This is a genomic window from Amycolatopsis sp. NPDC004378 (assembly GCF_053602455.1).
The window spans coordinates 138,214-152,075 of sequence record NZ_JBSGDR010000019.1; the positions used below are offsets into that span (position 1 = coordinate 138,214).

Annotated in this window: 13 protein-coding genes; 7 read left to right on the plus strand and 6 right to left on the minus strand. The window is 74.0% G+C overall.

The features are described 5' to 3' along the window. The first annotated feature begins 22 nt into the window (after positions 1-22). From ACWEN0_RS38400 to ACWEN0_RS38410, 3 genes are all read left to right on the plus strand, one after another. Positions 23-3,289, plus strand: coding sequence for a glucodextranase DOMON-like domain-containing protein (locus ACWEN0_RS38400; RefSeq protein ID WP_451984841.1), 3,267 nt, complete (start codon positions 23-25; stop codon positions 3,287-3,289). 6 nt (positions 3,290-3,295) lie between these two features. Continuing rightward, positions 3,296-3,865, plus strand: a complete 570-nt coding sequence (locus tag ACWEN0_RS38405; protein ID WP_451984843.1) for a DinB family protein — start codon at positions 3,296-3,298, stop codon at positions 3,863-3,865. Positions 3,866-4,003: 138 nt separating this feature from the next. Next, entirely contained in the window at positions 4,004-4,540 is a 537-nt protein-coding gene (locus ACWEN0_RS38410; protein ID WP_451984845.1) for a DUF4232 domain-containing protein, read from the plus strand. Between the two features lie 60 nt (positions 4,541-4,600). On the opposite strand, the gene ACWEN0_RS38415 is transcribed toward ACWEN0_RS38410, so the two are convergent. The 3 genes from ACWEN0_RS38415 to ACWEN0_RS38425 all read right to left on the minus strand — a co-directional run bounded on the left by ACWEN0_RS38415 (position 4,601) and on the right by ACWEN0_RS38425 (position 7,014). Then, the gene (locus ACWEN0_RS38415; RefSeq protein WP_451984847.1) at positions 4,601-4,978 is read right to left on the minus strand and encodes a hypothetical protein; all 378 of its coding nucleotides are present in this window, start codon (positions 4,976-4,978) and stop codon (positions 4,601-4,603) included. Between the two features lie 72 nt (positions 4,979-5,050). Beyond that, complete coding sequence (locus ACWEN0_RS38420; RefSeq protein ID WP_451984849.1) at positions 5,051-6,328, minus strand: HAMP domain-containing protein; 1,278 nt, start codon at positions 6,326-6,328, stop codon at positions 5,051-5,053. After that, the gene (locus ACWEN0_RS38425; protein WP_451984851.1) at positions 6,325-7,014 is read right to left on the minus strand and encodes a response regulator transcription factor; all 690 of its coding nucleotides are present in this window, start codon (positions 7,012-7,014) and stop codon (positions 6,325-6,327) included. Before ACWEN0_RS38425 ends, ACWEN0_RS38420 begins: the two co-directional genes overlap by 4 nt. Positions 7,015-7,114: 100 nt before the next feature. Here ACWEN0_RS38425 and ACWEN0_RS38430 point away from each other — a divergent pair, with 100 nt between their 5' ends. After that, the gene (locus tag ACWEN0_RS38430; protein WP_451984853.1) at positions 7,115-7,573 is read left to right on the plus strand and encodes a hypothetical protein; all 459 of its coding nucleotides are present in this window, start codon (positions 7,115-7,117) and stop codon (positions 7,571-7,573) included. Here the strand turns inward: ACWEN0_RS38430 and ACWEN0_RS38435 are convergent. Next, on the minus strand, positions 7,570-8,577 hold the full coding sequence (locus tag ACWEN0_RS38435; protein ID WP_451984855.1) for an aldo/keto reductase: 1,008 nt from the start codon (positions 8,575-8,577) through the stop codon (positions 7,570-7,572). The genes ACWEN0_RS38430 and ACWEN0_RS38435 overlap by 4 nt on opposite strands. A 184-nt stretch (positions 8,578-8,761) precedes the next feature. Here ACWEN0_RS38435 and ACWEN0_RS38440 point away from each other — a divergent pair, with 184 nt between their 5' ends. From ACWEN0_RS38440 to ACWEN0_RS38450, 3 genes are read left to right on the plus strand one after another with little or no spacing between them, the layout of a single operon-like run. Further along, entirely contained in the window at positions 8,762-9,274 is a 513-nt protein-coding gene (locus ACWEN0_RS38440; protein ID WP_451984857.1) for a YbaB/EbfC family nucleoid-associated protein, read from the plus strand. Then, positions 9,271-9,585, plus strand: coding sequence for a hypothetical protein (locus tag ACWEN0_RS38445; protein WP_451984859.1), 315 nt, complete (start codon positions 9,271-9,273; stop codon positions 9,583-9,585). Before ACWEN0_RS38440 ends, ACWEN0_RS38445 begins: the two co-directional genes overlap by 4 nt. Continuing rightward, complete coding sequence (locus ACWEN0_RS38450; RefSeq protein WP_451984861.1) at positions 9,585-11,315, plus strand: hypothetical protein; 1,731 nt, start codon at positions 9,585-9,587, stop codon at positions 11,313-11,315. Before ACWEN0_RS38445 ends, ACWEN0_RS38450 begins: the two co-directional genes overlap by 1 nt. Here the strand turns inward: ACWEN0_RS38450 and ACWEN0_RS38455 are convergent, their stop codons facing one another. Continuing rightward, positions 11,316-12,794, minus strand: coding sequence for a PucR family transcriptional regulator (locus tag ACWEN0_RS38455; protein WP_451984863.1), 1,479 nt, complete (start codon positions 12,792-12,794; stop codon positions 11,316-11,318). Next, a complete protein-coding gene (locus tag ACWEN0_RS38460) occupies positions 12,791-13,861 on the minus strand; it encodes a DUF917 domain-containing protein (RefSeq protein ID WP_451984865.1) in 1,071 nt (356 codons plus the stop codon). The genes ACWEN0_RS38455 and ACWEN0_RS38460 overlap by 4 nt, the downstream gene beginning before the upstream one ends. Between the last annotated feature and the right edge of the window lies 1 nt (position 13,862).

Genomic DNA, 13,862 nt, shown 5'->3' on the forward strand with positions numbered 1-13,862 from the left:
TCCGCCGTGATCGGATGTGCGGATGACTCGGTCGACGTCGTCCGTCCTGGTGTGTGCGGTGCTGGCCGCGGCCCTGCTGCCCGCACCGGCGGCCGCCGCCGACCCGGCCCCCGGGCCGGGCGCGGTTTCGCACTTCGGCCTGGCCCGCAAGGACTGCCTCGGCACCGCGCGGACCACGACGAGCAAGGCGTGGTTCACGGTGGCGGGCGGCGTGCTGTCCGATGTGTACGCACCGGTGATCGACAACACGAACGTCGAGACGCTGCAGTTCGCGGTCACCGACGGCCGCACCTTCACCGACCTGCAGGCGCGCGACATGACCTACACGGTCTCGACGAGTGCCGGCGGGATGGCCTGCCAGATCACGTCGACCGCGCGCAACGGCAAGTACCGGCTGGTCACCGACTACCTGACCGACCCCGCCCGCACCGGCGTGCTGATCCGGACACGCCTGGACCCGCTCACCGGGTCCGGCCGCGACCTCAAGGTCTACGTGCGCTTCGACGCGAGCATCAACGGCAACGGCGGTGGCGGCCCGGCCAACGGCGGCGGGGACACCGCGACCGTCGACCCGGCGACGTCCGCGCTGGTCAGCGCCGACCCGAACACGGTGTCCAGCGCGCCGGCCCGCGACTACGGCACCCCGCTGGCCGCGGCGTTGCGCGCCGACCGCCGGTTCCTCGCCACGTCCAGTGGTTTCGCCGGCACCGCGGGTGACGGCCTGGCCCAGCTCGACCGCGACCACCGGCTCACCGATCCGACGTCGTCGGCGGTGAACGGCAACGTGGTGCAGACCGCCCAGCTGGACCTGGAGCCGCGGCGCCCGGCCGTGCTGGCGCTCGGGTTCGGCGCGGACGCGCGCGCGGCGGTCCAGACCGCGGGTGCGAGCCTGCGCACGCCGTTCGACCAGAGCTACCGCGAGTACGCGCGCGGCTGGCGCGACTACGACAACGGGCTGATCCCGGTGCGCGGCAAGGACTCCGACGCTTACTACCAGTCGGCCAACGTGCTGAAAGCCAGTGAGGACAAGACGTTCCCCGGTGCCGTGGTCGCGTCGCTCGGCAGCCCGTGGGGCCAGGCCGTCTCCGCGGGCGACGCACCCGGCGGCAAGCCCGTCTACTTCGGATCGTACCGGGAGATCTTCGCCCGCGACCTCTACGAAAGCTTCTCCGGCCTGCTCGCGGCGGGCGACCGGGAGACGGCGCGGGCCAGTGTGCGGTGGTTGTTCGGCCGTCAGCAGCAACCCGACGGCCGCTTCCCGCGCAACTCCATGCTCAACGGCAAGAAGGCGCCCGACTCCGGCGGTGACCAGCTCGACGAGAGCGCGTACCCGATCCTGATGGCGTTGCAGGCCGGGCTCGACCGCGACCGCACGCTCTACACCGACCACATCCGCGCGGCCGCGGACTTCGTCGTCGCGCACGGGCCGGCGTTCGGCTCGGAACGCTGGGAGGAGCAGGGCGGCTACTCCCCCTCGACGATCGCCGCCGAGATCGCCGGGCTCGTCGCGGCCGGCGTGATCGCCGACCGCAACGGCGACCCGGCCCGCGCCCGCGTCTACCGCGCCACGGCCGACCACTTCCAGCGCAGCATCAAGGGCTGGACCGTGACGTCGAACGGCCCGTACGGCGGCCGGTACTTCCTGCGGCTGACCAAGAACGGCGCCCCGGACTCCGAGTGGATCTACAACCTGGGCAACGGCTCGGTCGACGCCGACCAGCGCGCGGTCGTCGACGCCGGGTTCCTCGAGCTGACGCGCCTCGGCGTGCTGCCCGCGGACGATCCCGACGTCGTCGCGTCGCTCGGCGTCGTCGACCGGGTGATCAAGCGGGACACGCCGACCGGGCCGGGCTGGTACCGCTACGGCACTTCCGCGGCGGGCAGCGAAGACGGCTACGGCGACTGCTACGAGCCGGACCCGACGAACTGCGCCCCGACCGGGGCGCCGTGGCCGTCGACGAACACCGGGTCGGGCCACCTCTGGCCGGTGCTCGCGGGTGAGCGCGGCGAGCAGGCCGTGCAGACGGGCGACCGCGCGGGGGCGGCGTCCCTGCTGCGCGCGATGCGGGCCCAGACCGGCGGCACCGGCCTGATTCCCGAGCAGGCGTGGGAAAACCCGGCCGTGCCGGCCGCCCCGTACGGCTCGGACCCGCGCACGGCGTCGATCGGGTTCGCGCCGGGGCAGCCCGCCGGTTCGGTCGCGCCGCTGAGCTGGGCGCAGTCGCAGTCGGTGCGGCTGGCCCGCGCGCTCGACGACGGCCGTCTCCCCGAGCAGCCCGCCGACGTCCGCGCCCGGTACGTCACGCACGCCCCGCCGGCGGCGCTGGCGGTGACCCTCGACGCGCCCGCGTCGGTGTCCACCGCGACCGCGGCGGTCAGCGGGACCGCACCGGCGGGCAGCCAGGTCGACCTCGCCGTCTCGGCCACCGACGCGGGGACGACTTCGGTGCTGTCGGTGCGGGCGTCCGCGGACGGGAAGTTCGGCGCGACGGTGCCGACGCCGCTGGGCGCGAACGTCGTCACCGCGGCGGTCACCGGCGCGGGCACCGGGTACGCGCAGAAGACGATCAGCTCGGACTTCGTCTCCGGCACGGTCCTGCTCGACCAGGCCGACCCGGACGGGGACGACAACGGCCCGGGCACCTACGCCTACCCGACGGCGGGCGACTTCCACGCCGGCGCGTTCGACCTGCAGCGGTTCCAGGTCATCGACTCGGGCCCGAACCTGGTGTTCCGGGCCCAGATCCGGGACCTGTCGCCGACGTTCGGCTCGCCGCTGGGCGCCCAGCTGCTGACGATCTACGCGCACGACCCGGCGGCGACGGTGACGTCCACCGCGGCGCCGTTCCCGAGCCGGGCGTACACGATCGCATCGCAGGACGCATGGAGCCGGCGCATCGAGGTCCAAGGCTTCGCGGATCCGGCGCTCGTCGACGCTTCGGGCGCAACGCTGGCAACGCCGTCGGTGCAGGCTTCGCAAGCGACGCGGTACATCACCGTGAGCGTGGCGAAGCCGGCGTTCGGCACCCCGGCCGCGGGCTGGACGTTCGCGGTGGTGCTGACCGGGCAGGACGGCAACTCCCCCGACCAGGCGCGGCCGTTCACGCCGACGCCGGGGCAGTACACGTTCGGCCTCTGCGCGCCGGGCGGCACGGCTCCGATCTGCGCGGCGGACCCGGCGACGGCCCCGAAGGCGTTCGACGTGCTGACACCGTCCGGAGTGGACCAGAGCGCGGAGCTGGACCCGACCCGGGGACCGGTCGCGGTGCGCGGCGTGCCCGTGGGCTGATCTGGCATGCTCGGTGCGGTGATCGACGAGTTCGCGAAACAGTACCTGCACGACGATCTGCGTGAGGCCCGCGAGGCCGTGCTGGAGAAGCTGGAGGGCTTGAGCGAGTACGACGTCCGCCGTCCCCTGACCGCGACCGGGACCAACCTGCTCGGCCTGGTGAAACACCTGGCGCTGTGGGAGACGCGGTACCTTGGCGAGGTGTTCGGCCGGCCGTTCCCCGAGCCGCTGCCCCGCTGGGACGACCTCGAGACGCGCGGCCGCGACTTCTGGGCGACCGAAGACGAGACCCGCGCGGACGTCGTCGACCGGTTCGAGCGCGCGGCGGCGCACGCCGACGCGACGATCGCGGCGCTGCCCATCGACGCCCCCGGCCACGTCCCGTGGTGGCCGCGGCCGGACGTCCTGCTGTTCAACGTCATGGTGCACGTGCTCACCGAGACCACCCGGCACGCCGGGCACGCCGACATCCTGCGCGAGCAGCTCGACGGCACGACCAGCGCCCCGGCCCGGGACAGCGAGTTCTGGACGCAGCGGTGCGCGGAGATCGAGCGGGCCGCCGCCACGCACCGGTGAGACGTTCAAGATCACCGAGGGTTGCTTTTGTGCGGGCAATCGCACTTCGGAGCTAACCTGATCGGGTCGTGGGCATCTTTCCTTGTGTACGCGAAGTCCGGTGAAGGACTTACCTACGCAGGGAAGGGGATTCCGCTCATGACCACTCGTCCGAGCGTCCGCCGCACCGTGACCGCCTTGACCGTGACCGGTGCCGCCGTCCTCGCCACGGCCGGGACCGCGGCCGCCATGCCGACCGACTTCCGCTGCACCTCGGCCCAGGTCGACACGACGCTGGTGGCCGGCTCCCCGGGTGCGGGCCAGCGGTACGCGTCCGTCGAGTTCGCCGCGAAGCCCGGCGAATCCTGCACCCTGCAGGGCGCACTGCCGGTCGCGCTGGCCGGCGCGCCCGGCGTGACCGTGACGCCCGACCCGGCCGCGGCCGACGCGCCGTCGGTCACCGTCGCCGAGGGCGCGCCCGCGTCGATGCTGCTGCACTGGACCGGCATCGAGGGCCCGGAGAACCAGGTGCGGCCGGCGAGCGTGACGGTCACGGCGCCGCAGACGACGACCCCGCGCGGCGACACAAGCGACCCGGCGATCACGCTGCCGTGGAACCAGGGCCCGCTCGACGACTCCGCCGAGGCGCACGGCCTGACGGTCGGCGCGGTCACCGCGGGTCCCGCCACGCCGTGACACCCCTGGGCGGACGGCCACCGCGCCGTCCGCCCAGGTCCACTGTGGACTGCTACGGGGTCAGCGGCGGCCGCCGTGGTCGTCGCCGCCTTCGTGGTGGCGTCCGTGGTCGTCACCCGGTTCCGCCTGGCGGCCACCGTGGTCGTCACCCGGTTCCGCCTGGCGGCTGCCGTGGTCGTCACCCGGTTCCGCCTGGCGGCCACCGTGGTCGTCACCCGGTTCCGCGCGCCGGCCGCCGTGGTCGTCGCCGAGGTCGTGGGTGCGCGTCGGGTACGTGGTCTGCTGCGAAGAGGTGGCGCCGGTGCTCGACGGCACGCTCGAGGTGGGCACCCGGACCCCGTCGTCGGTCCCGGAGTGCGAGCCCGCGGCCAGCGCCGCCGTGGTCCCTCCGACCGCCAGCGCCGCGCCCGCCGCGGCGATCACCATAATCTTGCGCATGTGCGCTCCTTTCGTTCCCTGCCAACGAAACGAGCATCACGCACCGAGCGATAGCGCCGCACTGCGCGGGCCTTAAGGCATCCCTAAGGGCTTCCCCAGTTCCAGCACGACCCGCGCCCCCCGCGGCCGGACGCGCGAGACGTGGAACGTCCCGCCGGACGCGCGGGCGGTCTGGCGCGCGATGTCCAGCCCGAGCCCGGTCGACCCGGCTCCGCTCGCGCCGCGCTCGACGCCGTCGAAGTCGAACCCGGGGCCCTCGTCCGCAACCTCCAGCCGCGCTCCGCCGGGAGCCGCCATCAGCCGGATCGTGTACGCCGTTCCTTCCGGCGTGTGCGCGAAAACGTTGCCCAGCACCGCGTCCAGGCACGCCGCCAGCTCCGGCTCGCCGACCGCGACGGGCAGCGGACCGGGGTCGAGCGCGACGGTCACGGCGCGGTCCTGGTCCTGCGCGAGCACCGACCAGAACCCGGCGCGCTCGCCGACGACGGCCGCCGCGTCGCACGAGCCGGGCGCCGAGTCGCGCGCGCGGGCCTGGTCGATGAGCGCGGTGACCTGACGCTCCAGGCTCTCGGCGTGGGCGGTGATCCGCTCGGCCTCGGCCGGGTCGCCCAACGACTCGGCGTCCAGGCGCAGCACGGTCAACGGCGTCCGCAGGCGGTGCGAGATGTCCGCGACGGCCTCGCGTTCCTGCCGGACCAGGTCCCGGATCCGCGCGGCGAGGAGGTTGAGCGCGGCGGCGACCGAGCGGACCTCCCCCGGTCCACCCGGGACGGCCCGCGCGTCGAGGTCGCCCTCCGCGAGCCGCCGTGACACGGCGGCGAGCTCGTGGACCGGCCGCACGATCGAGCGAGCCAGCCGGTCGGCGACGAACACGCCGAGCGCGAGCAGCACCACGCCGAGCCCGGCCAGCACCAGCCACGCCGCGCCCAGCCCGCGGGTCAGCTCCGCGCGGTCGACGAACGCCCGCACGACGGCGGTGCCGCGCGGCAGGCCTTGGACCGCGACGAGGATTTCGCGCCCGCCGGCGTCCTCGACGGTCAGGCTGCTGCCCTGCGCGGCGGCCAGCGTGACGCCCGGGGTGCGCGGCACGGGCGTGCCGAGCACGGTGCCGTCCGGGAGGAACACCGTCACCGGGTGGCCCGCGGTCGTGTTCAGCTGGTCGACCGCCGGCCGCAGGGCCGCCGCGTCGGCCGTCGCCACCAGCGACGTCAGGGACTGAGCCTTCGCCGTGGCGGCGGTGACCGCGCGGTCGGCCGTGACCGACCGCAGCAGGATCGCCAGCGGGACGAGGAACGCGACGAGCACCAGGCTCATCGCGGCGGCGACCAGCACCGCGAGCCGTTTCCTCACGCCCCGGCCCCCGGTTCGGCGAGCCGGACCCCCACGCGGCGCACGGTGTGCAGGTACCGCGGCTCCTGCGCGGTCTCGCCGAGCTTGCGCCGCAGCCAGGACAAGTGGACGTCGACGGTCTTGTCCGCGCCGGCGTACGGCAGCTTCCAGACGTCGGCGAGCAGCTCGCGCTTGCTGACCACGGTCCCGGCCCGGCTCGCCAGGTAGTGCAGGAGGTCGAACTCGCGCGGTGTCAGGTCCAGCGGTGCGCCGTCGAGCGACGCCTGCCGGGTGCGCGCGTCGACCGACAGCCCGCCGACGACCACCGGGGCCGCCGTCTCCTCCGGCTCGGCCCGCCGCAGCACCGCGCGGATCCGCGCGTCGAGCTGCGCCCCGCCGAACGGCTTGACCACGTAGTCGTCGGCGCCGGCGTCGAGCAGCCGGACGATCTCCTCCTCGGCCCCGCGCGCGGTGACCACGATGATCGGCACCGCGCTGACCGCCCGGATCATCCGCAGCACCTCGCGGCCGTCCAGGTCCGGCAGCCCGAGGTCGAGCAGGACGACGTCGGGCCGGTCGGTGACGGCCGCCTGCAGCCCGGCCATCGCGGTCGGCGCGGACGTCACCGTGTGCCCCCGCTCGGTCAGCGCGCGCAGCACGGCCGTGCGGATGGTCGGGTCGTCCTCGACGAGCAGCACGATCGCCATTCCCGGAGGCTACACACGCGAAGCCGCTTCGCCGGGCCCGTGGCGAACGCTAAGGGCGTCTTAGCCCCGCTTTAACCCGCGCGGATGGCACAGTGGACGGGTGACCGGGCGTGGACTGCTGATGACGGCGGGCTGGCTGGTGGCCGCCGCGGCCACCGCCGCGGTCGGCACGGCCGCCCTCGACGTCGTCGGCGCGGGCATCCTCGGCCCCCAGAGCCGGCCGCTGTCCCAAGAAGACGTCGCCCGCGCGCTGGAAACCGTGCCGCCGAGCACGACCCCGGCGCCACCGGCGTCGTCGAGCGCGCCGGCGCCGCGCGGCCTGACCGTCCCCGGCGGCAGCCTCGTGGCGAAGTGCACCGGGGACCGGGTCGAGCTGGTGTCGTGGAGCCCGGCCCCGGGCTACCGCACCGACGACGTCTCGCGCGGCCCGGCCGCCACCGCGTCGGTCAAGTTCAAGAGCGACGGGGCCGAGAACACGACGGTCGTGACCTGCCGGGGCGGCGAGCCGCACGCCGAGACGGTCGCCGACGACAGCGGCGGCCACCGGGGACGCGGCTAGCGCGGCAGCCCGGCGTTGAGCCGCGCCAGGACACCGTGCGGGAACGGCAGTTCCGGTGCGCTGACCTCGGTGAGCCGGTCGAGCTGCGCGCCGGTGAGGCCGAGCGTGAGCGCGCCGAGGGTTTCGGTGAGCTGCTCGGTCGTCCGGGCACCGATCAGCGGCGCGGGCATCTCCGGCCGGCGGGTCACCCAGTGGAGGGCGACCTGGGCGGGTGTCGCGCCGGCTTCGGCGGCGACCTCGCGGACGGCGTCCAGGATCGCCCAGCGGGTGTCCGGCAGGGACCGGAACGCGGCCGCCTCGGCGAGCCGTCCGCTGCCCGCGCCGTCGCGGGTGTACTTGCCGGACAGGAACCCGCCGCCGATCGCGCCCCACGGCTGGACCGCGATGCCGAACTCCCGGGCCAGCGGCACGTACTCGGCCTCGATCGCGCGCTCGATCAGCGAGTACTCCAGCTGCAGCGCCGTCACCGGCGGGCCGCCGAGCATGGCGGCCTTCGTCGCGTACCAGGCCGGGACGTCGCTGAGCCCGGCCGCCCGGATCTTCCCGGCGCGCACGAGGTCGTCGAACGCGGCCATCACCTCTTCGGCCGGGGTGAAGCCGTCCCAGAGGTGCAGCCAGTAGAGGTCGACGTGGTCGACGCGCAGGCGCCGCAGCGACGCCTCGAGCGAGGCGACCATGTTCTTGCGCCCGTTGCTGCGGCGGCGGACGTCGGATCGCGGGACGCCGTCGCGGAAGTCGGGGCCGGAGTACTTGGTGGCGAGGACGACGTCGTCGCGGTCGACGTCCCGGAGGAACTCGCCGACCAGCTCCTCGCTGCGGCCGGCGCTGTAGTTGTTCGCGGTGTCCACGAAGTTGCCGCCGCGCTCGACGTAGCTGCGGAAGAGCTTGCGGGCGGTGCCGTCGTCGGCGCAGAGGGACCCGGTGCCGAAGGTCATCGCGCCCAGCGCCAGCGGCGAGACCCGCAGCCCGGAGCGGCCCAGCGCCCGGTAGTCGTCGAGTGTCATGCCCCGATCGTGCAACCCGGAGCGCGGTCCGGGTCAAACCCGATCGAGGGCATTCGAGGGCAACATCGGGGAGAAAACGAGGCATCGCCCCGGCGATCAGCAGATGAATGTCCGGTGTGCGCTAATCTGGCCCGATCATGGGGCTGGGCGGCCCCGCACCCCGGCGTGGCGAGGAGTTGAATTCGTGCAACCGAACCTGGGGCCAGGTGAAGACTTCCAACTGCTGCTCGAGCGGCAGGTCCGGGACATGCAGACGAAAGCGGCCGCGCTGAACGAAGCGCTTTCCGCCGCCGGGGCCACGGTCCGCACCCGCGACGGGTCGGTCACCGTGACGCTCGCGCCGAACGGCGCGCTGACGAACCTGGAGCTCGGCCACCGGGCGTGCGAACTGGGCCCGGCGCGGCTGACCGCGGCGATCATGGGCGCGGTGCGCGACGCGCAGCGCCAGACCGCCCGCGCCGTCGCGGACTCCTTCGCGACCATCAACGGCGACGGCGAGTCGACCGACATGGTGCGTTCCTTCCTGCCGCCGGACCCGCCGCCGGACGGCGACTTCGCGGCGCCGGAAAGCGCCGAGCCCGAGCGCACCCCGCCGCCGCCGGCGACCCCGCCGCCGCCGGCGACCCCGCCGCCGGCCGCGCCGCGTCGCCGTCCCCCGGCCGACGACCACTCCGACGACGAATCGAACCCCTGGTGAGCGGCGGCGGCTTCCGGGTCGATTCCGAACCCCTGGCGAAGTTCGGCCAGCACCTCGACGAACTCCAGCGCAACCTGCAGAGCACGGCCGACCTGGTCGGCGGCATGACCTGCGACCCCGGCATGTTCGGCATCAACCCGGCGTGCCAGCTGATGGCCGCGGGCGCGAGCACCTGGACGGACAAGGCGCACCACCAGTTCGGCGACTACGCCAAGACGATCGGCGAGTTCTCCGACAAGGTCGCCGAGGCCGCGAAGCGCTACAAGTCCGGCGAGGAAGACGCCGTCGACTCGATCGTGAGGTTCGAATAGTGGCCGACGACTACCAGAGCAAGGACGTCAGCCTCCACGGCTCCGAACTCTTCAACAGCGACAACGCCTCGGCCGGCGCGGGCTTCTTCGAAGCGGCGATCGGTCTGGACAAGGCCGTCAAGGACAACGACAAGGTCGCGATCGGCATCGGCGCGGCGGGCATGGCGCTGGAGACGATCGGCCTGGTGCTGGACCCGATCGGCAGCCTGCTGACCGCCGGGATCGGCTGGCTCATCGAGCACATCACCATCCTGCGGTGGCCACTGGACATCCTGATGGGCGACCCGATCGGCATCGCGGCGGCCAGCGAAGCGCTCACGGCGGAGAAGAAGAAGCTCGAGGACTGGTCGGCGCAGCACCAGCAGGCGCTCGACACGCTCATGAAGGACTGGGAGGGCAAGGCCGCCGAGCAGTTCAAGAAGGACATGGACGCGGTCACCGAGCAGCTGGGTTCCCTGGGCGGCTACCTCGACCAGGCCGGCAAGAACATGAAGATCGCGGGCGGCATCGTAGGCGCGTTCCGCGGCATCCTCCGCGACCTGATCGCGATGCTCCTGGCCACGATCGTCAAGGGCGCTCTGATCGCGGCGGCCCTGGCCCCGGTGACGTTCGGCGCCTCGATCGCCCTGTTCATCACGACGACGATCGGCACGGTGGCCACGGCCCTGGGCAAGATCGGCGCCAAGCTGGCGGAGCTGGGCAAGAAGCTGGCGGACCTGGTCCAGGCCCTGGCCAAGATGGGCAAAGCGGGCGACGACCTGGCAGCGGTCAAGCCCCCGGCGGGCAGCCTGACGCCAACGCCCACCCCGAAGCCCACCCCCAAGCCGGACCCGACCCCGACCCCGGCCCCGAAGCCCGAGCCGAAGCCGGACACCACACCGTCCTCGGCCACCCCGGATCCCAAGCCCGAGCCCAAGCCGGACACCACACCGGAGCCAAAGCCCGAACCGAAGCCCGACACCACACCCGCGTCCGCCACCCCGGAACCCAAGCCCGAGCCCAAGCCGGACACCACCCCGGAGCCAAAGCCCGAACCGAAACCCGACACCACCCCATCCTCGGCCACCCCCGACCCCAAGCCCGAACCGAAACCGGACACCACACCGGAGCCGAAACCGGACACGACCCCCGAACCGAAGCCCGACACCACACCCTCGTCCGCCACCCCGGAACCCAAGCCCGAGCCCAAGCCCGACACCACCCCGGAGCCAAAGCCCGAACCGAAACCCGACACCACCCCATCCTCGGCCACCCCGGAACCCAAGCCCGAACCGAAACCGGACACCACGCCCGAGCCGAAGCCGAACTCCACCCCCTCGTCGGCCACCCCCGAACCCAAGCCCGAACCGAAGCCCGACACCACACCCGAGCCCAAGCCGGACACCACACCCGAGCCGAAGCCCGACAGCACCCCGTCGTCGGCCACTCCGGATCCCAAGCCGCACAAGCCGTTCACCGATCAGATGACCGATGTCATCAAGGACAAACTGTCCAAAGTCGACGGTGTGACGCCGGAGATCATGCAGAAGTTCGACAAGATCAGCAACTTCTCCGTGCACGAGCTCGGCAAGGTCTTCGGCAAGGAAGGCGCCGAGCGGTTCGAGTCGGCCATCAAGATCATGACCGATCCGTGGTTCGGCAAGTCGGGGCTGGCCGGGAAGACCGTCGTCGACATGATCAAGGGTGTGCCCGCCAGCATCGGGAACGTCACCGGCGGGGACGACAACTAGTCACTCCTCGGCGAGGATCACCGCCCGGGACGCGAGGTGCAGGGCCAGCCTCTCGTCCGGGCGGGACAGGTCGACGCCCAGCAGCTGCTCGATCCGGGCGACCCGGGCCGCCACGGTGTTGCGGTGCACGCCCAGCACCGTGGCGGTCTCGGCGATCGACGACTCCGCGTCCAGGTAGGCCGAAAGCGTCCTGACCAGGTCGCCCGGGGCGTCCCGCAGCGGCGCGACCAGGGCGCGCGCCGCCGGTTCGAACGTGTCCGTGCGGGTCCACTCCAGCAGCAGCTGGGCCATGCCGAGCTGGTCGACGTGCAGGAAGTGGCCCGTTTCGGGCCGGGTCGCGGCCAGCCGGGCCGCGTCGAGGGCCTCCGCGACCGTCGTCGCCAGGCCTTCCGGCCGCGGGTGCGGCCGCCCGACCCCCATGTGCCCGCCCAGGCGCACCGCCCGGTGCACCGCCTGCAGCCGGGCCGCCAGGGACCGGACGCGCTCCGCGGTCGGCTCGTGGTCGAAGGTGACCCAGCCGGTCCAGCCGTCGCCGTGCTCGACGACCACCGCGTCGACGTCCTCGGCTCGCAGCGCGCGCACCACTTCCTGGGTGCGTGCCACCGTGTCGACCGCCGCCGGGACGCCGAGGTGCAGCCCGGCGTGCCAGCCGCCGAGCCGCCAGCCCGCGTCGGCGACGCGGCGGCGAAGGTCCGCGCCCGGCTCGGTGTCCAGGCGCAGGAGGTCGCCGAGCAACGCCGTGCGCGAGCGCGCGTCGCGTTCCAGCTCCAGCCGGTTCGCCAGCAGCCAGCGCTGCAGCGCCCCGGCCGCCACCGCGAGCGCGGGCGGGACGACGTCGGCCCGGGCGGCGTCCACCTCGGCGGCCAGCCACATCGCGGGCCGCTGCAGCAGCACCGGGTGCGCGAGCAGGACCCCCTCGTTGAGTTCGATCCGCTGCGGCACGGCCTCGTCGAGCCGGACGCGCCCGGAAACCTCCCCGGCCAGCGGGGCGCCGCGGTCGTCGAGCACCGCGACCGGCGAACGCAGCAGCCGCCGCAGCACCGCGACGACCTCTTCGGGCGGGCGCAGCCGGTCGCCGAGGGCGCGGTGGGTCGCCAGCAGCAGCTCCGCGCGGTCCAGTTCCGGTGCCGCGAGCAGGAGCCGCGCCTCGACGAGCAGGTCCAGCGGCGACGCGGCAGTGCTCAGCAGCGGCACGCCCAGGCGGTCGGCGAGCAGGCGCGACGCGGTGAGCGGCTCGGTCGCCGGCAGCAGCACCCCGGTGGCCCCGGCGTCGGCACACCGCCGCAGCAGCGCGTCGATCTGCCAGTCGGTGCCGGCGATCGGCCGGACGACGACCGTCAGCTCCCCGGCCACCGGGACGTGCGAAGCGTCCAAAGTGGCCTTGACCGTCGCGAGTGGACGGTCGAGACCGGCCGACCCGGCCAGCAGGGCGACGTGCTCCGCCCAGCCCGGCAGCGCGAGCACCCGTCGCAGTGTCACGGGAGCCCCACCGGGTCGCAGTCGATGCCGTACGCGCGGGGCCGGACCACCGGCAGCCACCGCGGGTCGGTCCAGAACGGCGCCGCCGCCAGCCGGACGACGTCGACCTCCACGCCCGCGCGGATCGCGTCGCACGACACCGGGACGCCGGTGCGGTGGTCCAGTACCGAAAGGACGTCCGGAGTGGACGCCACCGGTGTGCCGTCGCGCAGGGCGAGCAGGTACTCGTTCTCCATCTCCAGCCGCAGCAGCGCGCCGTCGCGGTGGTCGGCGAGGGTGACGCTGCCCCGGCCGAACCCCGGGCTGCCGTGCTGTCCGGGTCCGACGTGCCGCGCCACTTCCAGGACCCGGCCGCGGGCCAGGACCGAACCTTTGAGGGCGGCTTCGAGCGCGTCCCGCGCCGGGCTTTCCCCCGCGGCGAGCACCCGGCGGCCGAGCGCCAGCGCGCCGCTCGTCGTCCCCGGCACCGTGCACGCGGCCAGCTCGCCCGCCGGGATCGGGGCGAGCGCGAACGCCGCCCACCCGCCGGAGCCGGCCAGGAACGCCCGGGTACCCCGCTCGATCACGGCGTCGGACCCCGCCGCCAGCACCACCACCTGCCCGCCGGGCTCGGCCAGCGCGGCGGGCGCGATGCCGCGGCCGGTCGCGGCGACGGAGAACTGGTCGAGCCGGGGCAGGCCCCGCCCGGCGAGGTCGGCGTCGACGTAGCCCAGCCCGAGCTGGTCGGCGACGACCAGGGGCAGCAACCCGTTGAGCCCGCCGATCTCGATGGACATCAGGGCGTCGGCGCGCTCGCCGGTCCAGCGTTCGACGGCGGCCACCGCGGCCGCGAACTCGTCGCCGCCGGGCAGCTTCTCGGTGAACGCCGCGGTGGCGCCGACGATGCCGATCGGCACGACCCCGGCCGACGATGGCAACTCTTCGATCGCTTGCACGGCGAGTGAGCGGCCTGCTGCGACCAGCCGCCGCAGCAGGACCGCGGCGGTGGCGGTGTCCCCGCCACCGCCGGACCCGAGCAGGGCCACCCCGCGTTCGAGGGCGGCCACGTCACCGGCCGTGATGCGCATG